Origin of the sequence: uncultured Megamonas sp. (genome assembly GCF_958438645.1) — a bacterium.
Taxonomy (GTDB): domain Bacteria; phylum Bacillota; class Negativicutes; order Selenomonadales; family Selenomonadaceae; genus Megamonas.
Map to the genome: position 1 here is coordinate 1 of NZ_CAUBSM010000015.1, position 24,277 is coordinate 24,277.

At 29.8% G+C, this 24,277-nt stretch carries 20 protein-coding genes and 1 tRNA gene; 7 read left to right on the plus strand and 14 right to left on the minus strand.

Going from position 1 to position 24,277, the window contains the following annotated elements; genetic code table 11:
• The first annotated feature begins 232 nt into the window (after positions 1 to 232).
• Positions 233 to 1,372 (plus strand): glycerophosphodiester phosphodiesterase, encoded by a 1,140-nt coding sequence (locus tag Q5I67_RS09355; RefSeq protein WP_302487140.1) that lies wholly within the window; start codon positions 233 to 235, stop codon positions 1,370 to 1,372.
• Between the two features lie 61 nt (positions 1,373 to 1,433).
• On the opposite strand, the gene Q5I67_RS09360 is transcribed toward Q5I67_RS09355, so the two are convergent.
• Positions 1,434 to 2,075 (minus strand): hypothetical protein, encoded by a 642-nt coding sequence (locus tag Q5I67_RS09360; protein ID WP_296898518.1) that lies wholly within the window; start codon positions 2,073 to 2,075, stop codon positions 1,434 to 1,436.
• A 158-nt stretch (positions 2,076 to 2,233) separates the two neighbouring features.
• Here Q5I67_RS09360 and Q5I67_RS09365 point away from each other — a divergent pair, with 158 nt between their 5' ends.
• Positions 2,234 to 2,875 carry an HAD family phosphatase gene (locus Q5I67_RS09365; RefSeq protein ID WP_302487141.1) on the plus strand — a complete coding sequence of 214 codons (642 nt, stop codon included), beginning with the start codon at positions 2,234 to 2,236 and terminating at the stop codon, positions 2,873 to 2,875.
• Between the two features lie 66 nt (positions 2,876 to 2,941).
• On the opposite strand, the gene Q5I67_RS09370 is transcribed toward Q5I67_RS09365, so the two are convergent.
• The 4 genes from Q5I67_RS09370 to Q5I67_RS09385 all read right to left on the minus strand — a co-directional run bounded on the left by Q5I67_RS09370 (position 2,942) and on the right by Q5I67_RS09385 (position 7,143).
• Positions 2,942 to 4,216 carry a lipase family protein gene (locus Q5I67_RS09370; RefSeq protein ID WP_302487142.1) on the minus strand — a complete coding sequence of 425 codons (1,275 nt, stop codon included), beginning with the start codon at positions 4,214 to 4,216 and terminating at the stop codon, positions 2,942 to 2,944.
• Between the two features lie 70 nt (positions 4,217 to 4,286).
• Positions 4,287 to 4,376, minus strand: a tRNA-Ser gene (locus Q5I67_RS09375).
• A 147-nt stretch (positions 4,377 to 4,523) separates the two neighbouring features.
• Positions 4,524 to 4,763, minus strand: a complete 240-nt coding sequence (locus tag Q5I67_RS09380; protein ID WP_302487143.1) for a hypothetical protein — start codon at positions 4,761 to 4,763, stop codon at positions 4,524 to 4,526.
• A gap of 187 nt (positions 4,764 to 4,950) precedes the next feature.
• A complete protein-coding gene (locus tag Q5I67_RS09385; RefSeq protein WP_302487144.1) occupies positions 4,951 to 7,143 on the minus strand; it encodes an alpha-galactosidase in 2,193 nt (730 codons plus the stop codon).
• A 130-nt stretch (positions 7,144 to 7,273) separates the two neighbouring features.
• Here Q5I67_RS09385 and Q5I67_RS09390 point away from each other — a divergent pair, with 130 nt between their 5' ends.
• Positions 7,274 to 8,176: an AraC family transcriptional regulator gene (locus Q5I67_RS09390; RefSeq protein WP_302487145.1), complete on the plus strand. Its 903-nt coding sequence runs from the start codon at positions 7,274 to 7,276 to the stop codon at positions 8,174 to 8,176.
• 31 nt (positions 8,177 to 8,207) lie between these two features.
• Here the strand turns inward: Q5I67_RS09390 and Q5I67_RS09395 are convergent, their stop codons facing one another.
• From Q5I67_RS09395 to Q5I67_RS09435, 9 genes are all read right to left on the minus strand, one after another.
• Entirely contained in the window at positions 8,208 to 9,251 is a 1,044-nt protein-coding gene (locus tag Q5I67_RS09395) for an aldose epimerase family protein (RefSeq protein ID WP_302487146.1), read from the minus strand.
• Between the two features lie 14 nt (positions 9,252 to 9,265).
• Positions 9,266 to 10,297, minus strand: coding sequence for a LacI family DNA-binding transcriptional regulator (locus tag Q5I67_RS09400; RefSeq protein WP_302487147.1), 1,032 nt, complete (start codon positions 10,295 to 10,297; stop codon positions 9,266 to 9,268).
• 143 nt (positions 10,298 to 10,440) lie between these two features.
• The gene (gene galT, locus Q5I67_RS09405; protein WP_302487148.1) at positions 10,441 to 11,937 is read right to left on the minus strand and encodes a UDP-glucose--hexose-1-phosphate uridylyltransferase; all 1,497 of its coding nucleotides are present in this window, start codon (positions 11,935 to 11,937) and stop codon (positions 10,441 to 10,443) included.
• Positions 11,938 to 11,974: 37 nt separating this feature from the next.
• The gene (gene galE, locus Q5I67_RS09410) at positions 11,975 to 12,964 is read right to left on the minus strand and encodes a UDP-glucose 4-epimerase GalE (RefSeq protein WP_302487149.1); all 990 of its coding nucleotides are present in this window, start codon (positions 12,962 to 12,964) and stop codon (positions 11,975 to 11,977) included.
• 376 nt (positions 12,965 to 13,340) lie between these two features.
• Positions 13,341 to 14,096: a DeoR/GlpR family DNA-binding transcription regulator gene (locus tag Q5I67_RS09415; RefSeq protein ID WP_302487150.1), complete on the minus strand. Its 756-nt coding sequence runs from the start codon at positions 14,094 to 14,096 to the stop codon at positions 13,341 to 13,343.
• A gap of 85 nt (positions 14,097 to 14,181) precedes the next feature.
• Positions 14,182 to 15,873 carry a thiol reductant ABC exporter subunit CydC gene (gene cydC / locus Q5I67_RS09420; protein ID WP_302487151.1) on the minus strand — a complete coding sequence of 564 codons (1,692 nt, stop codon included), beginning with the start codon at positions 15,871 to 15,873 and terminating at the stop codon, positions 14,182 to 14,184.
• 22 nt (positions 15,874 to 15,895) lie between these two features.
• A complete protein-coding gene (gene cydD / locus Q5I67_RS09425; protein WP_302487152.1) occupies positions 15,896 to 17,605 on the minus strand; it encodes a thiol reductant ABC exporter subunit CydD in 1,710 nt (569 codons plus the stop codon).
• 9 nt (positions 17,606 to 17,614) lie between these two features.
• Positions 17,615 to 18,625, minus strand: a complete 1,011-nt coding sequence (cydB, locus tag Q5I67_RS09430; RefSeq protein WP_302487153.1) for a cytochrome d ubiquinol oxidase subunit II — start codon at positions 18,623 to 18,625, stop codon at positions 17,615 to 17,617.
• Positions 18,625 to 19,983: a cytochrome ubiquinol oxidase subunit I gene (locus tag Q5I67_RS09435; protein WP_302487154.1), complete on the minus strand. Its 1,359-nt coding sequence runs from the start codon at positions 19,981 to 19,983 to the stop codon at positions 18,625 to 18,627. Before Q5I67_RS09435 ends, cydB begins: the two co-directional genes overlap by 1 nt.
• Positions 19,984 to 20,179: 196 nt before the next feature.
• On the opposite strand from Q5I67_RS09435, the gene Q5I67_RS09440 reads away from it, so the two are divergent.
• From Q5I67_RS09440 to Q5I67_RS09455, 4 genes are all read left to right on the plus strand, one after another.
• Positions 20,180 to 21,166: an alpha/beta hydrolase gene (locus tag Q5I67_RS09440; RefSeq protein WP_296899809.1), complete on the plus strand. Its 987-nt coding sequence runs from the start codon at positions 20,180 to 20,182 to the stop codon at positions 21,164 to 21,166.
• Positions 21,167 to 21,538: 372 nt separating this feature from the next.
• Positions 21,539 to 22,804: an energy-coupling factor ABC transporter ATP-binding protein gene (locus Q5I67_RS09445; protein WP_302487155.1), complete on the plus strand. Its 1,266-nt coding sequence runs from the start codon at positions 21,539 to 21,541 to the stop codon at positions 22,802 to 22,804.
• The gene (locus Q5I67_RS09450; RefSeq protein WP_296899805.1) at positions 22,788 to 23,585 is read left to right on the plus strand and encodes an energy-coupling factor ABC transporter ATP-binding protein; all 798 of its coding nucleotides are present in this window, start codon (positions 22,788 to 22,790) and stop codon (positions 23,583 to 23,585) included. Before Q5I67_RS09445 ends, Q5I67_RS09450 begins: the two co-directional genes overlap by 17 nt.
• Positions 23,586 to 23,590: 5 nt before the next feature.
• On the plus strand, positions 23,591 to 24,262 hold the full coding sequence (locus tag Q5I67_RS09455) for an energy-coupling factor transporter transmembrane protein EcfT (protein WP_302487156.1): 672 nt from the start codon (positions 23,591 to 23,593) through the stop codon (positions 24,260 to 24,262).
• Positions 24,263 to 24,277 lie beyond the last annotated feature (15 nt).

Genomic DNA, 24,277 nt, shown 5'->3' on the forward strand with positions numbered 1-24,277 from the left:
TTTTTATTTATTTTTTGTTTTTAACAATTTTCTTCTTTTTGAGTTGCCCTCTCGTCGAGTGCTTAATTATTATATCTAGCTTTTAATCTTTTGTCAACACTTTTTTTATTATTTTTTCACTTTATTTTTGTAAGAAAAATTTACTTTAAAATTACATTATATTCTGACATACATATATTCAGATTTATGAGATAATTAAAAAAATACAATTAATCTTTAGGAGATGAATACAATGAATAAAATATCTAAAAAACTTCTATTAACTGGTCTAGCCGCATTAACAATCTACAGCGGATTTAATAATATTGATATTTCCACTACTTATGCTAAAGTCAATTATGATGTATTTGATTTAGAAGCACATCGTGGAGGTAGAGATGTTAGACCAGAAAATACTTTGTATTCTTATGCTTATGCAATGGAACTAGGTGCAACTTCTATTGAATGTGATATGCAACTTACTAAAGATGGTCAAATTGTTATGAGCCATAATCCTATCTTAAATTCAGATATAACACGCGATGAAAATGGTAATTATATTGAAAATAATAAATATGATATTCGTTTAATGACTGTAGATGAATTAAAGAAATTCGATGTTGGTGTAATGAATCCTAATTGCGGTGAATACTATGATTTACATGGTAAAACACAATTTACTTACGATGCTAAAATTCCTACATTAGAAGAGTTAATGCAACTAATTCAATCTTACGACAACAAAGATATCATTTTAAATATTGAAACAAAATCTTATCCTGATCCAGAAAGTATCGGATATAAAAATAATGCTGATCCTAAAAAATTCGTAGAAACATTTAATAATATTGTAAAAAAATATAATATGGAAGATCGTGTCGTTTTACAATCTTTTGATTGGCGAACATTGATTGAAATGAAAAAATTAAATCCTAATATCTCTACTAGTGCACTTTGGCAAGAACAACCTTCTTGGGGCCGTGATAGTGAATCTTTACGCCGTTATGAACAAGAAAAATCTCCATGGCTTGGTGGATTAGATATTAAAGATTATCAAGGAGATCCTGTAAAAGCTGCTCATGCAATCGGTGCTGATATTATTTCTCCTTATTATACAGAAATCTCCAAACAAGATGTTGATGAAGCACATTCTTTGGGCATGAAAGTTGTTCCATGGACTGTCAACAATGAAAAAGATATGAATATGTTACTCGATATGGGTGTAGATGGTATTATTTCAGATAAACCATGGCTTTTAAAACAAGTATTAGAAAAACGCAATATAAAATTGCATGCTCCTACAGTAAATGTAAATAGCCCATATCATACAGGAATAGAACATAAAGATACTGCCCCTACAGAAGCTAGTAATGGCAATGATGCCGCTTACTAAGCATTAATCATAAACCCCTTACTAAAAAGCCCTACTAAAAATATTTTTAGTAGGGCTTTTTTTATTTATTGCTATTTAAAACTTCTTTCCATTCATTAACTATAGTTTCAGGAAGTACATATTCCCTTTCTATTATTTTCATATCATCATCATAAGATTTCTTTTCTATTTTATCTTTTTTCTTATTGAAATAATAGATATTATTTTCTGCTTCTGGCAAAATTATGCTTATTGATTTAGCATTTTCAATTTGCTCCATCTCTTTTTTAGTTAATTTAAAGCTTATCCAATATGGATTATCATATTTTGTTTTAGCAAAATTTAATTTATACTCATTATTATTAATATCTTTTATGATTAAATACGGTGGACATTCATTATCAAAAATATAATTTCTATTTGTATTATGTGATGTAAATGCCAATTCTATATTGTCTCTATATTTATTATCATCTTTATAAAATCTATCATTATTAAGAAAAACTCTAAATAATGCTACTGGTTCTTCAATTTTCTCATCAGTTTTATTTTGCTCTTGCAATAATTTTTGCTGTTCATAAATCTTCACTTGTTGTGGGTCTTTATAGGCATATACAGAACGAATACTTTCTACATTTGCCACTTTCGATTGATGTACATTAGCTAAAGCTATAGATTGCATACAAATAAATAGACCCAATAAACATATTACTATTTTTTTCACTTTATCAACCTCGACAATATTATCTGTTATTATTTATTATATATCTAATTGTTATAAATTTAAATAAATTTATCTTTCATAAGGTTAATTTACTTTTAAACTCTATTTAATTTTGCTATGCTATAATTACTTAATTAAAAACAAAAAGAGGTATCTTTATGAAAGCATTTATTTTTGATATGGATGGTGTAATTATTGATAGTGAACCTATTCATAATAAAGTAATTAAAGAAGTTTTACTTAAAAGTAATGTCGTTGTCGATGATAAGGAATTCAATAAACTTATTGGCATGACTTCCACATCTGTTTTTTCTTACTTCATCAATAAACATCATCTACCTTATACACCCCAAGAAATGACTAATAATCATATGACTTTCTTTAAAAAGTATATTGTTGAACATCAACTCAAACCTATTGATGGAATTACTGACCTACTTGAACAATTACAAAAAGCAAATATTCCTCTAGCGATAGCTTCATCTTCACCTTTAAACGTCATTGAATTTATCGTAAAAACTTTCAACATTGATAAATACTTTAAATTTTTAGTCTCCGGAGAAGATTTAGTCCATGGCAAACCTGCTCCTGATATATATTTAAAGACAGCAAAAAAACTATTCGTTAATCCTAAAGATTGTGTCGTTCTTGAAGACTCTAAAAATGGTAGTATTGCTGCTAAAGATGCAGGCATGTTTTGTATTGGTTTTGCCAATCCTAATTCCGGCAATCAAGATTTATCTAGAGCAGATATTATCATTAAACAAATATCTGATATAAAACTCACTCAATTACCATAACAAAAAAACTTAGCGAATAACACCAAATATTATTCGCTAAGTTTTTCTTTTTATCTACTTAAAATTTTATTTAAATTGACAATCTAAATATAATACTGCCTGCAATAGAGTCATTTCATTTGTATCTGATGTAGCACTAAAACCGCCAATTAAATTGCCATTTATATCATAAATATACTTACTTCCATAAAGATAATATCTTTTATTTGATGTACTATCTTTTATTTTACTTGCACTAAAATCATAAAATACTACATATTTTGCATTTAGTGATCTTGCTTTAACAAAAGCATTTACTTGATCATCTTTCTCTACAAAACAATTTTCATTTTCCCTAGATAATTTATCTGTTAAAGCTAAATCCATATATTTTATTTCTGACTGTACTTCTTGAGGAAAATCATATTTAATCTTAGCTACATATATATCACAAGCTTTAATGTCTTCTATTTGTTGTACATCTACTTTACTATCATAATAATTTTTAATAGCTCGATCAAAATAAAGTAACATATTATGGGCAAATTTATCATTTTCTAATTCAGATACTGTCCATACCTCATTAGTTTTAAACTGCACAAAACGCTCATTTGCTATTTGTGCTAAATTTTTTACAATATCACCTTTCATAGTGATACGCGTTAAATTCATTTTAGGCTCATACATATCCACAAAACATTTATTACCTACAGCAGGTGCCCCAAAAGTAACAGTTTCTATTTGCTCACGATTTACTCCCATATCTATTAATCGAGCTGTCAATAACTCAGCTACAGCTCCACCTAAGCTATGTCCTGTTATATAAATTTTATCTTCCGGATATAATTTTAAATGTTCGACTAAGTCAAGTCCCAAAATCTTTCCTGTACTATTAGGCGAGAAAAAACCGTCTTGTACATATTGTAAAAAACCTTTATGTACTAATGGTCTATCCTCCCTTAAATCAGTATCATTTCTACTAAGTAAAAACTCTTCTATACTGTGACCTTGAAAAACCGTTGCTTCTACTGCTAAATCTGTTTTTACATCTTGCCAACTACTCGTACCACTTATAGATAAAAAATATATATCTTTATCATTTATTTTTTTATCAGCTAATAAATATTTAACATCAGACTTTGCTATTTGTTCATTATAAAAGCGAATATTCCAACCATCATTTTTTAAAATATCTCTTGCTAATAAACTAAATTTATCATTATATACAGCAAGTGAAGTCCATGCTGATAAATACTGTATATCCTGCTTTTTTAAATTACTCTCATTATTTTCTAGATTTTGTGCAAATACTAAATTTAAATTTAATACCAATAACATTATTATTATCAAGATTATTTTCATAAAAACCTCTATATTTCTGCATATACAAAAAACAGGACTTTGCAATGCAAAATCCTGTACCTATCAATTATGGCGGAGAGTGAGGGATTTGAACCCTCGATACGGGGACCCGTATACACGCTTTCCAGGCGTGCTCCTTCAACCACTCGGACAACTCTCCATGTGCTCTCAAACAATATTATATTGTTGCTGACAGAAATATATAATATCAGATGAATTTGTTTTTGTCAATAAGTTTTTTATAAAAAATAGACTACTTTTTAATATTTTATAAAAAGTAGTCTACTAAACATAAAAATTATGCATTTCATGCTTCTCCACGTAAATGAGCTAACTCTGCTTGTTTTTCGCAGTAGTACCACCTAACAGATTTACCAATCGCACATCTAACAGCATCCAATCTACCTTGAACAGCTAATTTTTTTAATCTTATAGCATCTAAACCACTAACTGATAAATAGCTCGCGGAGATAAATCCTCCTCTCTTCAAATAGTTACGGTAGCTTTGACAATCTCTACGGTCAACTTCAACATTTTTAATAGCCATCTACTATCACCTCATGATTTCTTTGTGAGAAATAATGTTGCATTTAAAAAATCTAATGCTGTTTATATGAAATTTTCTGTTAAGCTCATTATTATTATACAATGCCTATGTAAAATTGTATAGTTTTACATAGGCATCGTTTGTAAAATATATATAAAATTTTAAATAAATATACTAAAATTACCGTTTAAACCAACTTTTTGAATACATAAATATTACTATAAAAATCTTTTTCTATTCTTGGTATCATCAAGCCAGCATACATCAATTCACTACCGCTGAAAACTTTATCTGTACCGACTAAAGTATATAAAGCGTCTTCTTGCAATCCTTTTAATTTCAAAATTAGATTTGTATATATTGGCTCTACTAAAACCTGATAAAAATAACAAATAATAGTATTTTCATCTTCAGAAACAATATTCCAACTAGTATTATTTCCTGCAAAAGGACTCTGTATTCTGTAGAAAGTCCCTTTTTGTATAATATCTCTATATTGTTTATACCAAACTACTTGTTTTTTTATCTCTTCTTTTTCCTCACCACTTAATTTATTTAAATCCAATTCATAACCCAAATTTCCTGAAGAAGCTACAGCAAAACGCGTTTCAAGTGGTGTTATTCTACCTACTTGATGGTTTGGCACTATAGAAACATGTGAGCCCATTGTAATCGCAGGGAATAATATACTTGTACCATATTGTATTTTCAGACGACAAATGGCATCTGTATTATCGCTAGCCCATGTTTGTGGCATATAATAGAGCATTCCTGCATCATATCTACCGCCACCACTAGAACAACTTTCAAATAAAACATTTTTAAAACGCTGTGTTAACTTTTCTAAAATATAATATAACCCCAATACATATCTATGTGATAATTCTTTTTGTTCCTTACTATTCAAATAAGCAGAACCTAAATCTGTCAAATGTCTATTCATATCCCATTTAACATAAGATATCTCTACATTTTCTAATATATTAGCTATTTTTTCTACAAGATAATTACAAACTTCTATATTCGATAAATCCAACACATATTGGCATCTGCTCAAAATAGGCTCATAATCCATACTTCTAATCACCCAATCAGGATGATTTTTATATAACTCACTATTTTTAGATATCATTTCTGGCTCAAACCATAAACCAAATAATAATCCTTTTTCCTTAATTTTTTGAGCTAAAGTTTTTAATCCATGTGGGAATTTTGCTTCATCTTCTAGCCAATCACCTAGCCCTTGCGTATCATCACAGCGATTTTTAAACCAGCCATCATCTAATACAAATAGCTCTATACCCAATTCACCAGCTTGTCTTGCTAAATCCAAGCAATTATCTTCATTGACTTCAAAATGACAAGCTTCCCAACTATTCAACAAAATAGGACGAACTTTTTCTTTATATAAACCTCGACAAAGTTGATTTCTATACAATTTATGAAAAATCTGAGACATAGTATTTAAACCTTTATCTGTATAAACTAATACAGCTTCTGGAGAAACAAATTTTTCTTTACCGCTTAAAGTCCAACCAAAAGTCGTAGGGTTCATACCCATTTGTACTCTAGTAGTCTTATATTGTCCCACTTGTACACTAGTTTGGAAATCACCACTATAAATAAAATTAAATGCCCATACAGAGCCTATATCTTCATTAGTATTTTTATCCATCAAAGCTATAAATGGAGTTGCCTGTGGACTACTTGTTCCTCGTATGCTTTCTAATACAATACTGTCAGATTTTATAGCTCTGCGATAAATATTTTTTTCATATAAATGAGCACCGGATAATGTCATCACATCATAATCACTATCAGCAAAATCTATACTAAAGCTCATTACTTTATCTAAATATATACTCTTATCACCATGATTTACAAATTCAGTATGTCTACAAATAACATCATAATCAGCAAAAATTGTATAATATAAATAAATGCTTGCATTCATCACCTTGTCTTTTAACATAATGCACAAAGTTTTAGCTTCATTTTCATTATCTACATAAATAGACGGTAATCCCTCTAATTTAGGTTTTCCATCAATGATATTAAAATTATCATAATAAAAACGATTTACACGTTTGCCATCTTCCGTTTGAATTATATAAGCTGGATTTCTAAAATCCCCTTGATTAAAATCTGGATATTCTTGCAATAAGGTATCTAACGAAAAATTTCTATCTGTTGCAATTGGATTTGAACAAAAACCTCTATCATAAAATAATTGAGCATTACTTCCATTATATGATGATAAATATTTGCCAAAATAAATATGTTTTACATAACAATCTTTTTCAATGCCTAAAATATAACTAATTTTGCCGTTGGATAAATTAAATATCTTTTGTTTCTCATCATAGTTGATAGATAACATATTACTCTCTCCCTCAAATTTATTTCTTAAATAATATTTTAAAATATCATCAACCATATTAAAATGATAATAAAATGTTATCTACTGTAATTTTTTGTCATCTTTATATTTAAATTTAAAGGAGCTTTTTATGTTTAAAACATTGCCTTATAAAGCTATAAAATATCAATTTTCCTCTGATTTGCCATTAATAACATTAACAGGTATCGGCTTTCAAAATATCACTGACCATAGCTATTCTTGGCATAATCTACATCGTCATGATAAACATTGTCTTATTCAATATTGCATCAGTGGACAAGGTATTTTAAATATAAATAACTCTACCTATACAATCACAGCTGGCAATGCTTTTTTACTTAATATTCCTAGCAATTCCCATTATTACTTACCCAAAAATTCTACTCATTGGAAATTCATCTATTTAGAATTCTCTCCAGAAGTCTTACCCTTCTTATGTAAAATATATAACAGATCCGGTCCTATTATATCTTTAAAAAACCAACCTAATCTATTAATCCAAATAATAAATCTCTATAAAAAAGCTCTCAATAATAAATTACAATCACTATTTATAAATACAAAATTAGCCTATAAATTTTGGATAGACCTTCTAAATTATAATTTAACCTCTAACTCAAATAATTTAACTAAAATAGATATAGCTAAAAAATTCATTGAAGAAAATTATCCTAAAAGTACTTTAAATATAGATATAATCGCTGAACAAATCGGTTACTCTAAATACCATCTTTGCAAAATATTTCATAAAAACTTTGGCATATCACCTATGAAATACTTACAAAATCTAAGAATTTCTGTAGCTTGTAAGCTTTTAATCAATAATCCTACATGGACGATAAAAAAAATAGCTCACCATGTAGGCTATAATAATGATGATTATTTTTGTAAAGTATTTAAAAATTTAAAAGGCATCACACCTAATACCTTTAGAAAACAATCTCTCCATTACGATACCCTTCAAACTATTTATGATTTTTCTCCCTCAAATAAAAAAAATACACTTATGTAATCACATAAGTGTATTTTTATATTATTTACCATTATTTACTAAATGTATATGTTGTAGTAGTATGAGTTTCTTGTCCTGCTTTCAATACTGGAGATGTGAATTTATCACAATTTACAGCATTTGGTACATATTGAGTTTCAATGCAGAAAGCATCACGACGATTGTAAATATGACCTTGTTTACCTGGTTTTCCTTCTAAGAAATTTGCAGAATAGAACTGTGCACCTGGCATTGTTGTAGCTACGTCCATAATAATACCAGTTTTTTCAGATTTAGCTTGTGCAAAAGTATATAAACCATCATGTTCTGGTAATAATACTGTATGGTCATAACCAGCAGCAATAACTAAACGTTCATCATCTTTGTCTATATCCTGACCAATAGGTTTAGCTTCACTAAAGTCAAATACATCGCCTTTTGTGATAGTGCGAATTTCACCAGTTGGGATTAATCCTGCATCAGTTGGAATCATTGCTGGGCAATCCAATTTTAATGTTTGATCATAAACACTGCCACTGCCTTCACCAGCTAAATTGAAATAGCTGTGATTTGTTAAGTTAACTACAGTGTCTGCATCAGTTTTAGCTTTATAATCAATACGCAAACAAGAATTATCGTCAAAAGTATAAGTTACTTCTACATCTAAGTTTCCTGGGTAATTTGCTTCACCATCTAGAGAAGTACGTCTCAATGACACACTATTTTCACCAATTGTGAAATCACTATAAACTTTTGTATTGAAACCATGGGAGCCACCATGTAGATGATTTGCTCCATTATTTGTTTCTAATTCATAAGTTTTACCATTTAAAGTAAATTTACCATTAGCTATACGGTTACCACAACGACCGATAAATGCACCATAGAAGAAAGTACCATCTTCATATTCTTTTACAGTATCATAACCTAAAACAACATCGTGTAATTTACCATCTTTACCTTCAACTACAATAGCTTGAATAATGCAACCATAGTTAATGATATTTACATATTCACCTTTAGAATTTTCAATTTTAAATTTATAAACTTGTTCTCCTGTAGAAGCTACACCAAATTCACTTTTTACTACTGCCATCTTTTTTACCTCTTTTACTTATTTTTCTTACACGGACCTGTAGTATCACGTAAGACTAAAGTATTTTGTAATACTACTTGTCTACTTGTTTTATTATCACTAGCTATTTTTTCCATTAATAAACTAGCTGCCGTCCATCCCAAAGTCATCATATTTTGGTCCATTGTCGTAAGTTTTGGTTCTAAAAAGTGACTTAATGAAACATTATCAAAGCCCATCACAGAAATGTCTTCAGGAATTTTTAAATTTAAACGTCTACAAGCATTCACAGCACCAATTCCCATCAAATCATTACAACAAAAAATAGCTGTAATATCTTTATGCTTAGGCAGAAAATCTGTAATCTTCTTTGCTGTCAATTCTACTGTATCTATACTATTGCCCGCACTGACATTTAAAATATTTTCGGCTCTAAAACAATTCATTTTTTTCATAAACTCAATATATACATCTTGCTTAAACTCATAAGAATCACTTCGTTCACCGCGAACAAAGCAAATATTACGATGACCTAATGATATTAAATATTCTAAAGCTATCTTTGCACCAATTCGTTCATCATTATATACATAAGAAATAGCTGGCCTTTTTATATACGAATTAATAAATACCAGCGGTATCCTAGATGCCATCTGGTCAAAAAAACTACAATCTACACGCTCTGTATTTGGACTAATATTTATAATTCCTGATACATTTCGCATCAGCAATTCATTCATACATTCTTTTTCACAGACAGGGTCATCTTTTGTGTAAGTCAACAATAACGAATAGCCACTACTTGTTGCGAAACTTTCTATTCCACTCACTACCTCAGCAAAAAAAGTATTAAATAAACTAGGCACAATAATCCCAATAATTGAAGAATGTTGTGTATTTAATTCTCTTGCTTGAATATTTGGAATGTATTTCAACTCTTTTATTGCTTCTAAAACTCTTTTCTTCGTAGCTTCTTTTACCGGATAATTACCATTTACTACACGAGATACCGTTGCTACTGATACTTGTGCCTTTTTGGCTACATCAATTATCGTAGTTGACTTCATTCTCTCTTCAATCCTTATTAAAATAATATATTAAAATATAATAATATATTAAAATATAATAATATATTATTTCTATATTTTCAATATTTTCTTGATTAAATATATGCCATCTATAAAATTTATAGATGGCATAATTATTAAAATTATAAAGTTGCTACAAATTTATTGAAAGCTTGAATACCTTGTATATTGCGTTTGAATACACCAGCATGAAGTAATACAACCATAAAGATTTTACCAACTTCAGCTTTAAGCATATCTTCAACTTCATCATCTTTAATATCTGTATATTTTTCACGAAGTTGTTTATACCAATCTGCATGTTTAGCAATATCTGCATCATCACTGATATCTTCTTTACCAGCAATAAAGCATTCTTTTACTTTTGCTAATTCGTTTTTCAAACGAGCTGGAAGCACTGCAAGACCCATAACTTCAATTAAGCCGATATTTTCTTTTTTAATATGATGAACTTCATTATGTGGATGGAAAATACCTAATGGATATTCTTCAGTAGTACGATTGTTACGTAAAACTAAATCCAATTCATATTTACCATCACGAACACGAGCTATTGGTGTAATTGTATTATGTGGTTGTCCATCACTTTCAGCTAAGATATCTACACTTGCATCAGAATATCCACGCCATGCATCTAATACATGTACAGCAAAATCAATTAAATCTTGCTTATTAGAAGAAGCTGCACGTATTACAGACATAGGCCATTTTACACGACCAACAGTAACATTATCAAAACCTTCGATTTTGAAAGTTTCTTCGATTGGAGCTTTTTCCATAGCGAATGTATAATGTCCACCTTGATAATGGTCATGAGATAAAATAGAACCACCAACGATTGGTAAATCTGCATTAGAACCTAAGAAATAGTGTGGTAAATAATCCACAAAATTTAATAAGTTTTCAAAAGTAGCACGACAAACTTTCATTGGTACATGCAAGGAATTTAATAAAATGCAGTGTTCATTATAATAAGTATATGGGGAATACTGCATAAACCATTGATGACCTTCAAAATCCATAGGAATTAATCTATGTGTTTGACGAGCTGGATGATTTGCATGACCTGCATAACCTTCATTTTCACGGCAAAGCAAACATTTTGGATAAGAAGAAGATTTTACAAGTTTTGCTTTAGCAATATCTCTTGGATCTTTTTCTGGTTTAGATAAGTTAATAGTAACATCTAAATCTCCATATTCAGTATTTGCTTTCCAAATAATATTCTTATCAATGCGATCTTTACGAATATAGTTAGAAGCAATACTTGTTTTATAGAAATAATCTGTAGCTTGAACTTTAGATTTTTCGTATAACTTTTTAAAATTGCCTACTACTTCGGAAGGACGAGGCATAACGCAATTCATAATACGAGTATCAAATAAATCACGCTGTGTTACAGTATCTTCACAAAGACCTTTTTCCACTGCGTAATCTAACATATTTTCTAAAATATCATGAGCAATTGGTAATGTTTCATTTACTTCTACTACTTCAAACTCATCTACACCCAATAAATCTAAAAGCAAATTTGCACTATAGTATTTATCTTCTGGTGCAATAAGACCTTGTTGTAGAGCAAAGTTTAATAAACGATTTATTTGTAAATTCATATCCATTATTTAAAATATCCCCTTTTACTAATTAAACCAAAAATTAGTCTTCATATCCGTTTGGATGGGATTGATGCCATTTCCAAGCAGTTTTAATGATATCTTCCATGCTTGTATATTTTGGATGCCAATTAAGGATTTTTTGAGCTTTTTCACTAGAAGCAATTAAACGAGCAGGGTCACCAGCACGGCGTTGACCATATTCTACTTTAATTTTTAATCCTGTAGCTTTTTCAGCTGCATCGATCATTTCTTTTACAGAGAAGCCTTCGCCTGTACCTAAATTGAAGATACTGCTTTCATTACCTTCACGTAAGTAGTTAAGAGCTTTCATATGTGCATCTGCTAAATCCATTACATGAACATAGTCACGAATACAAGTACCATCAGCTGTTGGATAATCTGTACCAAATACAGTAATATGATCGCGTTTGCCAAGTGGAACCTGTAAAATGATTGGAATTAAGTGAGTTTCTGTTGTATGAGCTTCACCAATATGACCATCTTCAACAGCACCTGCTACGTTGAAATAACGTAAGGATACATATTTAATACCGTTAGCCATATCTACCCATTTCATCATTTTTTCCATCATGCGTTTAGATTCACCATATGGATTAGTAGGATTTGTTTCATCAGTTTCTAAAATAGGAACACGTTTTGGTTCACCATATGTTGCAGCAGTAGAAGAAAATACGATTTTCTTAACATCATGTTTTACCATAGCTTCAAGAAGAACTTCCATACCGCAAGTATTGTTGTTGAAATATTTTAATGGAACTTGCATACTTTCGCCAACAAGAGAATTTGCAGCAAAATGAATAATTGCTTCAATGTTATTTTCTGTGAAAACTTTATCAAGGTCTGCCATATTGCGGATATCGCCTTTATAAAATTTTGCTTTTTCATGAACAGCAGCTAAATGACCTGTTTCAAGATTATCGATTACAACAACATCTTCGCCATTATTAATGAGTTCATAAACCATATGAGAGCCAATATAGCCTGCTCCACCACATACTAAAACTGCCATTTTAAAATCCTCCTAAAAAATAATATTATTAATAATTTTTAATTAACTTTTTCCATTTACAGTAAACGTTTTCTAATTTCCATTATACATCAATAAAATATAGAAATCAATACTTTTTCAAATTATTTTATTTTTGAATTTTACTGAAAACTTTTTCTTTACTATTTTTGATTTCTTGGTTTTTATATTATTTTTATCAATTTATCTACTACTATCAAATGTATCAAATATAAAACAACATTTAAAGATAAAATATATATTTTATTTCAAAAAAATTTTTATTATTTTATTGATAATATTAAATAAAATAATAAAAATTTTAATATAAACATAAAGCTGTAACAATTAGAGATATTCTCTTTTGTTACAGCTTTTTTTAATATATTAAATGTATATCATTTTCTTTAATATAATCAAACCATTTACTATTTGGCTCTTCATTAGTTACAATAGTATCTATTTGCGATAAATCACATGTTTTTGTAAATGCAGTCTTGTCAAATTTCGTACTATCTGCTAATAATATGCTTTTTTGTGCCTGCTCTATCATTTGACGTTTAATAATACTTTCAGGCTCATTTGACTCCATTAATCCTTTTTTTATATCCAAAGCTTTACAACTTATAATAACAGTATCTACATAATATTTTTTTATAGTTTCACAAGCTATAGGGCCGGTCAATGCATATGAATGAGCTCGTAATTCTCCACCAGTAGAAATCATTTTAAAATCACTATTCACAAATTCATTTATAAGTCTTATAGAGTTTGTAATTATTGTTAGGTTTTTTTTATCTTTTAAATATCTCAACAATGCAAGGCAAGTAGTACTTGAATCCACCATCAAAGTATCGCCATCATTAATTAAATGCTCTGCTCTTTTTGCTATATAGATTTTACTACTATTATTAATATCAATACGCTTTAAAAATGAAATATCTTGACTTGTATGGTCATTTATCACCGCTCCACCATAACAACGTTTAACTAAATTTTGTTGCTCTAATTTCTCTAAATCACGCCTTATTGTTTCATCTGTAACATCAAATAATTTACTTAAATCTTGTACATAAACTTTTTGATGTTGATTTAATAGTTTCATTATCTCCCTACGTCGTTCAATGCCTAACATAAAATCACCTCAAAATCTATAAATATTATTTATAATCTTATAATAATTATAGAATATCCCTATAAAAAATACAAACAAATTACTATCATATGAGATTTTTATATCTAATCAATTTATTTAAATAGCTATTTTTAGATGATAATAAACTTTTTATATTTCCCTGCTCTATTATTTTCCCTTCTCCGCAAATAATAATATTATCAAAAAATCTCAATAAGCTTACATCATGAGAAGTGACTATCATCGTTTGTTTTTGACATTTACTTATAATCTGATTACAGATATCATTTGCTGTTTTTATATCTAATCCTGCTGTAGGTTCATCTAATAAGATTATATCTTTTTGTTTTGCTAAGCAAATTGCTAATTGCAATCTATGTTTTTGTCCACCAGACAAATTACTGCCATTATTTTCTAATCTATAATCCAAACCTACCTGTTTTATAAAATCCAACAAATAAACCTTTTCTAAAGATTTATATATTTCTTCGTCGGTGATATCTTCATAAAGCATTTTAAAATTATCACGTATAGATACATTGAAAATATGATGTTCTTGAAAAGCTACCGCAAAATGTTCACGTATGGATTTTTCAACTAAATCATCATAATTTATGCCTTGTACAAAGATATTTCCTTTCAATGGATATAATAATCTCATCAACACATAAAATAATGTTGATTTTCCACAACCGCTAGTACCAACAATTAAAGTCTTTTGTCCCTTTTTTATAGATAAATTTATATTTTCCAGTAAAACTTTATCATATCCATAAGCTAAATCATTCAGCAATAACTCTACATTTTTATCTTGCTCATCTTCTTGATTTTTGCTTTTCACACCATTATTTATATTAGAAATAAACTTCTTTTCTTGCATAAAAATAGCTAAATCTTGCCAACGCTTGCTAGCTTCATCAAAATGTTCCACCAATAATGGCATAATAGCTAATGCTTCTAATACAGCTTGAAAAGTCAATAATATGGTAATCGCCATAATGGGATTAAAGCCTTGAGTATTTACTAAATAAATACTTATAGCTAAACAAATGACCATATAAATTCCCATTATAAATTCACTACATAAATTAACTTTTAACTTTATTTTAAATAAATTTTGTCGATATTGTTGATACTGCTCAATACTTTGATGAATATTTTTCAATCGATATTTACTATAATCATAAAAAGTTAATTCTCTATTACCTTCATAAAACTCAATAATTTCCTGTATTAACAAAAATTTATGATTACTGAGTTTTAAATACAATTTCCATGTAATATAAGGTATCACTATCATAAAGATAATCCATGCACTAATCAGCAACAATACAAAACTATAATCATATATGCCAAACCATAAAATTACAATAAATATACTTACGCTTGTAATAATAGGTGGCAAAAAAAAGCGAAGAAAACTATCTCTCAAATTATCTACTGCATTTACAATTAAATCAAAAGCATCTCCACTTTCTGTTTTTTGTTCAAAAGGCAAAACTTTAATAACCTGTTTCAATACAAATACTCTAAAACGAGTAAATAATGAAAATCCAACTTTATGCGTGAGATATCGCTCTAAATAACGAAAAACAGCTCTCATTACACCGCAAAAGCGTACACCTACAATAGCAAGTGATAAGACATAAAGTGGCGGTTGCAGAGCAGCACTAGCTATCAACCATGCTGAAAGTCCCATTAAACTTATTGAGCTTAATGTTGAAATAGTACCTACCAATATTGCTAACAATAAACTCCATATTACAGGTCTTATCATACTCTTCAATATCTGTACCATTTCAAATGCTCCTTTCACCTTCTACTATTTCACTATAATAATTTATTTTAGCCTGTATTTCCTTGCTATCTGCTAGTTTTCCCTGTTGCAGATAAATCAATTCATCAGCATTCTTTAAAGTCTGCAGACGATGACCTATGATTATCACTGTTACTTTACCTTTTAAATCAAACAAAATTTTTTGTATCAACTTTTCATTATATACATCTAAATTTTCCATAGGCTCATCTAACAATAATAATTTTGGTCTACCGATTAAAGCTCTAGCCAATGCTAAACGACGTTTTTGACCAAAACTTAATTTTATCGCGGAAGTTATCTCTGTATCATATCCTTGAGGTAAAGATTTTATAAATTCATCTAAATTCACCAACTGACAAATATTTTTTATTTCATCTAATTTAATATCTCTACCCAAAGTTATATTTTCTCTGATTGTCGCTGAAAAAACATATGGCTCTTGAGCTACCCAACCAATTTGACTTTGCCACCATTGTTTATCTAGCTCAGCTAAATTATAATCATTGACTAAGATTTCTCCAGATTGATATTTTTCTATACCTAACAATAATTTAAATAAAGTGGATTTTCCTGCACCATTATCCCCAGTCAATACAATTTGCTTTCCAGCTCTAATTTTTAAACTTAAATTATCTAATGCCCATTTATCGCTATCTTTATACTTATAACAAACATTTTTTAATTCAATCTGCACGATATCTTCATCGTTAAATTTTAAATTTATTTTATTTTCTTTAGCACAATTCAATCTATCGATCATAGCATAAATTTCACTAGAAGCTGTAATCCCATTCATGGCATCATGAAAAGCTGAACCAAATTGACGAAAAGGCTGATAAAATTGTGGTGCTATCAATAAGATAAAAAATACTGGTAAAAACTCTACTTGAGCATAAATAAGTCTAAGACCAATATTTACGGCGATAATAGCTATACTTAATGTGGAAATAAATTCTAACATAAAAGCTGAAATAAAAGCTATGCGTAAAACTTTTAATGTCGCTTGACTAAAAAGCTCTCCATTTTTATTTATTTCACTTAACTGTCTTTGCGTTTGATTATATGCTTTAACAATCAATAAACCAGGCAATAAATCCGCCATATACATAGTTAATCTTTGAAAAACTTGCCACTGCTTCTTATTTTCCTTATCGGCAATCTTACCAATTAAAATCATAAAAAATGGAATTAAAGGTGCAGTGATTAAAAAAATCAACCCAGATATCCAATCATTAATAAAAGTAAATATCAATAAAATAAGGGGAATTGTACTCAATAAACCTAACTGTGGTATAAATGATGTTAAATAAATATCTAATTTATCTACACCTTTTGTTATCAAAGCTAACCATTGTCCTTTAGCATATTCTTCTGCTAAAAAACTACGTTGAGCCAACACTTCAAATAATTGTTTACGTAAATTGCTTTGTACATTTAATGATATTTTCTCCATTTGATAATGATTAAAATAATTCAATATCGCCTTTATACCAAAAAAGAAAAACAGCAACACCAATAATGGAGTTGCTGTACTACTTTCTAAGCGAGATAAAAGCAATTTATCTGCTATATAAGCAATAATATATGCTATAGCTACAATCATCATAGCTTGCATAATATTTGATATCATCACCAAAATCAACTGACGTTTAAAAGGGAAAATATCTTTTAATAAATTTTTATCTATCATCTTGTTAAATTAATATTCTAAGTCGTGATGACTTACACGTTTTCTAAATACCCAGTAAGTCCAACCTTGATAAATGAGTACTACTGGTACAAAGCAAACAGCAGCAACTGTCATTATAGTCAAAGTATATTCAGTAGAAGAAGCATTATAAATTGTTAAGCTCCAATCTGGATTTAACGTAGATATTAAAATACGTGGGAATAATCCTGCAAATACTGCAACTGTTGTAAATACAATAGCTAAAGATGAACCGATAAATCCTTTAACATATTGTTGTTTTTTATAAACTAATGCGATAGAAGCTACAAAAGAAATAGCTGCTAAAACAAATAAAATAACAGAAGAAATTGACGCAAACATATCTGTATTTAATCCAGTTAAAATCAAACAAACTACATAGAAAATAGCTGCTGTTCCACCAAGACATACAGATAAAATACGCAATCTATCAATCATTTTTGTATCAGCAAGACGAAGAGTCAAAAATACTGTTCCATGGTAAGCAAATACCAATAAGAAAGTAATACCACCAACAATAGTATATAAAGATAATAAATCAAAGAAAGTACCTTTATAAATCATTTCACCATTGATAGCGAAACCTTTCATCATATTACTTACAGCAACGCCCCATAAAAATGCAGGTAAAGCACTACCAAAGAAAATCATATAATCCCATAAGCTTCGCCAAAATGTACAATCATGTTTACTTCTAAATTCAAATGCCACACCGCGAACAATTAAACCTAAGAGCATTAAAAACAATGCCATATACAGCATACTAAACATAGTAGCATATACATGAGGAAATGCTGCAAACATAGCACCGCCAGCAGTAATCATCCAAACTTCATTACCATCCCAAACTGGGCCAATAGAATTAATGAGCATACGACGTTCTACATCATTTTTCGCAAAAAACGGTAAAATCGTACCTACACCATAGTCAAAGCCCTCTAAGAAGAAGAAACCTACAAATAAAACTGTTACAAGTATAAACCATACAATTTGTAAATCCATTATGCCTGCCCTCCTTCATCATCCATCTTATGAGCATCTTTTTTCACGAACTTAAGAGCTATAAAGATAGCAGCTACAGCTAATAAAGCATAAATAAGTGTAAAACCTATTAAAGTAATTAAAACTTCTGTACTAGTGATATTTTGAGATACAGCATCAGAAACTTTCTGCAAACCTACAACCATCCATGGTTGACGACCAGCTTCTGTGATGATCCAACCAAAAGAATTTGCAATAAATGGCAATGGCAATAATAATACTAAAATATTTAAGAACCAACGAGTATTTTCTAAACGTTTTGTATAGAATAAAAGACCTGCTAAAAGCATCGCTCCAATCATAGCCACACCGCAAGCTATCATAATTCTAAAGCTCCAGAATAATAAAACTACATTTGGAATATAATCATCATAACCATATTGTTGAATATATTGTTCTTGCAATTCATTTATGCCTTTTACTTCACCTTCTGGACTATCATAAATAAGTAAAGATAACACATAAGGCACTTCAATAGCATCATGATTTACCTTATTTTCTGTATCAATATTAGCTATTACAGTAAATGGAGCTGGATTTTCTGTTTCCCATAAAGCTTCCATAGCTGCCATTTTCATTGGCACATTTTTACCGATAAATTGAGCCTGTAAATGACCGCTACCCATTACTAAAAATAAACCTACTAAACTATAAATAATACCTGATTTTATCGCCGTTTTGAATGTATCTATATTTTGACCAGACAATAAACGATAAGCACTTACAGCTACAACTATTACACCTGCTGTAACAATACCTGACAATACAGTATGAGCATATTGACCTACAACATAAGGATTAGTTACTAATGCGAAAAAGTCTGTCATCTCAGCTCTACCATTAGCAATAGTATAACCTACAGGATGTTGCATAAAAGAATTTGCTACTAAAATCCAAAAAGCGGATAAATTACTACCAAAAGCTACAAGCCAAATAGATAAACAATGTAATTTTTTGGATAAACGACCTTCACCAAAAATCCATACACCTAAAAATACAGATTCCAAGAAAAATGCAGTCAATGCTTCTAATGCAAGCGGTGCCCCAAAAATATCTCCCATAAAACGGGAGTATTCAGACCAGTTCATACCAAAGTGGAATTCTTGTACAATACCAGTCACTACACCCATGGCAAAAGAAATAATAAATAATTTTCCAAAAAATTTTGCTAAATGCTTGTAGACTATATTATCTGTTTTTAAATACATAGTCTGCATTATAGCAACAAAGATGGATAAACCTAATGAAACCGGAACAAATAAAAAATGGTAAATTGTTGTGATTGCAAATTGCAATCTAGATAGAGTTATAACATCCATAATATAAACCCTCCTTTGTATTGTATATTTAAGTTAAGTATACACTAATTATTCATAAATACGCAAGATTTATTATTTATAGATAATTATTATCACTACTTTTAAAAAATACTCTTTATAAAATTACATAAATAATATATACTCGTTATTATCTAATTTATTATCTAATTTTTATTATTTTTTCTAGGTGATTTATGTGAAAAAATTTCTTCATTCTTTCATTATTTTTTTTATTGGTCTTTTTCTTGGTATTATTTTGACATTTAATACTTTAGGCTTGATTTTAGGTAATATCTTATATATGGAACTTAGCAATCCTCAATTAAATATTAATTTGACTAGTATAGTCAACCATTCGCAAGATTTAACTAGAATTCAACAATATCAGCAAGAAAATCCCAACGCTCAAAAAGTAGCTCTATACAATCCTTATGGCGATAATACCCGTGAATTAGTCGGTACCTTCATAAATAATAACTCTAAATACAAAAAAACTGTCATTTTAATTCATGGTCTTTATCAAAATCGTTCGATGTGCTTAAACTATATCAATATCTATAAACAGTTAGGGTTCAATGTCTTATTGATTGATTTGCGTGGTCATGGTGAAAGTGATGGCATCATCACCTGGGGACAAACAGAAATACGCGATATTGATATGTGGTGCGATTATCTTCGCAATACAAAACAACAAGAATTAATCGGCATTCATGGGATTTCTTTAGGTGGAGCTTTTGCTCTTTTACACAGTGGATTATCCATTCACCCAGCCGATTTTTATATTGAAGACAGTTCTTATAGTGATTTAAAAAGCCTTTATTATAATCATTTACACAGCATGATACAATTACCTAATGACTCTAAATTCCTTGATATTTTATGGATTTATTCTCAAATATGTATGTATTGGCATACAGGTTCAACTTTAGATAAATTATCTCCGTTAAAAGCAGTCACTCATTCTACAAGTCCTACATTATTTTTACATGGCAGTGCTGATGCTTTGATACCACCAAGCACATTACAAGAATTATATGATAATTGCCATGCAAAAAAATCCATGCATATGTTTAAAGACTCTACTCATGCTCAGGCAATTACTAATTATCCTAAGGAATATTTCAATGTTGTAAAAGATTTTCTCGTCAACAACAATTTTACAACTATACAAAACCAAAATTGATTTTGTATCTTGACAATAAAATTTGGTTTTGATATTATGAACACATATTAATATATTTAAAATCTATGAACAAGAATAGTAACTATGATAAAAGCTTTACAGAGAGTCGACGATGCTGAGAGTTCGATAAGCACTTATGATAGCGAATGGACTTGCGAGATGTAGCCTGAGCCATAAATTATTTATGGGGTAAGCACTATCGGCCTTTTCCACCGTTATACGGAAACGAGTATCGGATCTAAAAATCCCGCACTTTGTATTTTAGTAAATAAATTGCTACTTAGATTGACTAAGGGTGGCACGAGTATATACCTCTCGTCCCTTTTTATAGGGATGAGAGGTTTTTTATTTGTTTAATTGGAGGTATTATTTATGGAATTGCGTTGGATAACTACTACCACTTTATTACTAGCCATCGGTGTAATTTTACGCATGGTTTCACCAAATATAGGTGGTGTTTCTCTAAATTGGAATATCGTAATGTATTGTATGGCTATATTATTATGTAGACCTACAATAAAACAAGGTTTTGGCATCGGTTTAGTCTCTGGCATCATCGCTATGATGACATCTAAAGCTGCTCTACCTTACGCTAATTTAATAAGTGATCCATTAGCTGCTACTGTCTGTGCTTTAATGGTCAAAAGTAATCTTCTTAACACTAAAAAGCTTACTTTTTCTTTAGTTCCTTTTATCATTGTATTTATCACTACCTTTATCAGTGGCGGTACTTTTGTTACTTTGACAAAAATCTTTTTGCAACTTCCTATGAATATTTATCTTTATGCTATGCTTCCTGCTGTAGCTTTAGTTGCTCTTTTAGGTGCTGTCGCTGGACAATTATTATATTTACCTGCATTTAAAATCTTTAATGCCAAATTAAATACAAATGACAAACATTTTTCCCTACATGATATTGATTTAACTATTCCTCAAGGCTCTTTTAGTGTAATCACTGGCATAAATGGCAGTGGTAAAACTTCTTTGATTTTAAATATAGCAGGCGTTAAACCTGCCTATTTAAGTGAAATCACGACTAGCAAAATAAATATAGCTGGTATTGATATCTTAAATACACCACCTAAAAAACTCAATGAATTGATTGGTGTTGTCATGGCTGATTATAATGCTCAACTCGTAACACAAACAGTAGGCGATGAAATCGCTTTTTCTCTTGAAACATCTGGTCTTAACGCTCAAGAAATCATACAAAAACGACGTGAACTTTTAGCTAGTGTAGGTCTATCCGATAAAGAAGACATGCCAATTTCAGCTTTATCTGGCGGACAAAAACAACGACTTGCTATCGCATCTGTAATGGCAATGAATACACCTATCATCATTCTCGATGAACCAGTTGCAGCTATTGATCCTGAAGGAGCAAAAGATATTTATAATTTATTAGTCAATCTCAATAAAAGATATAATAAAACCATAATTGTAACTGAACATGATTTAAAATATGTACTTGATATTGCTGACCAACTTTGTGTAATTGACAATGGTCATCTAGCTTACAGTGGTAATGTAGATGATTGTTTAAAATTCATGTATGAAGAAAAAATTTATCCTGAAGTTATTCCTCTTCGCTGGAAAATACGCTATGAAATAGGTGATAATCATGTTAACGCTCAATAATATTTCTTTTAGCTATCAAAAAAATAGATTTATCTTAAAAAATATCTCCACAAATATAGATGATACAAAAATCACTGCTATAGCTGGCAGAAATGGCAGTGGTAAAACAACACTTACTAGACTTTTAATGGGACTTGTCCATGCCAATAGAGGTTCTATACTTTTAGATGATATCGATATTACAAAAAAAGAACCATATGAAATGGCTCAATATATCGGCTATGTATTTCAAAATCCAGACCAACAATTATTTGCTCCTACTGTATTTGAAGAAGTTGCTTTTGCTCCTCGAAAATTAGGTTGCAATGAACATACTGTAAAAAAACGCGTAGAAGAAGTATTAAAAATCACAAATCTTGAAGAATTCATTTGGGAAATGCCTCAAATTTTAACCTTAGGGCAAAAACAGCGATTATCCATTGCATGTGCCTTAGCAGCTAAACCACGAATATTAATTTTGGATGAACCAACATCTGGTCAAGATTGTAGAGAACGCACCATGTTATTGCGTTTGATGCGAAAATTAAATGCTCAAGGTCTAGGTATCATCATGGTAACACATGATATGGATATCTTAGCTGAACATGCTGATAAAGTCATCGTCATCAATCAAGGAGAACTTGCTTTTGATGGCACACCACTTGATTTATTTTCTCAAAAAGACTTGACGCTAAAACTCGGCTTAGAATTACCTGAAGCTGTTTGTATCAGTCAAGAATTAGGCCTTGATATTTGCCTTACCCCTATGGAAATTTACGCTCATTTGCACAAACGAGGTTGATTATAATGTATAAATTAACTGCTTTAACAAAATTAATTTTAGCTATTATGATTTCAATAGCATCTTTAATCACTAATGATTTATATATTTTAACTATATTAGCTATTATAGAAATTTTTTCCTGTTTTTGTTTACCTAAAACAAAATTACTTTGGAGTGCTCTTGGCATCTTAACCTTTTTCAGTTTTATATTGTTTTTAATTCAACTTGTTTGCGGTACTGATTTAAATACTTCCATTGCTTCCGCTCTCAAAATGTTCATCATGGCAGTATCTTTATTATTGCTCTTACAGACCACTTCTGCTAGAGAACTCACCGCTTCATTAGTAAAACAATTACATTTACCTTATCAATACGCTTTTATGATCACTGCTATTTTACGTTTTGTACCTGATATATTAGAAGAAAGCTCTGCCGTTCGTGATGCCCAAAGTTGTCGTGGTTTTAAACCTTCATCAAATCCATTTCGTCGCATTTTTGATTATATGATGATTATAAAACCCATGGTATTTCGCTCTATTTCTCGCAGTGAAAATATGGCACTTAGTCTTCAAATGAGGGGCTTTTCTTCTCCTAAGCCAAGAGTATTTATCATTGATACTAAATTAAGAGCTATAGATTATATCTCTATGATTTTATTTTTTATCATCTTAATTTGTCTATTTTCTTTGCTTTAAAATCAAATAAAAAAC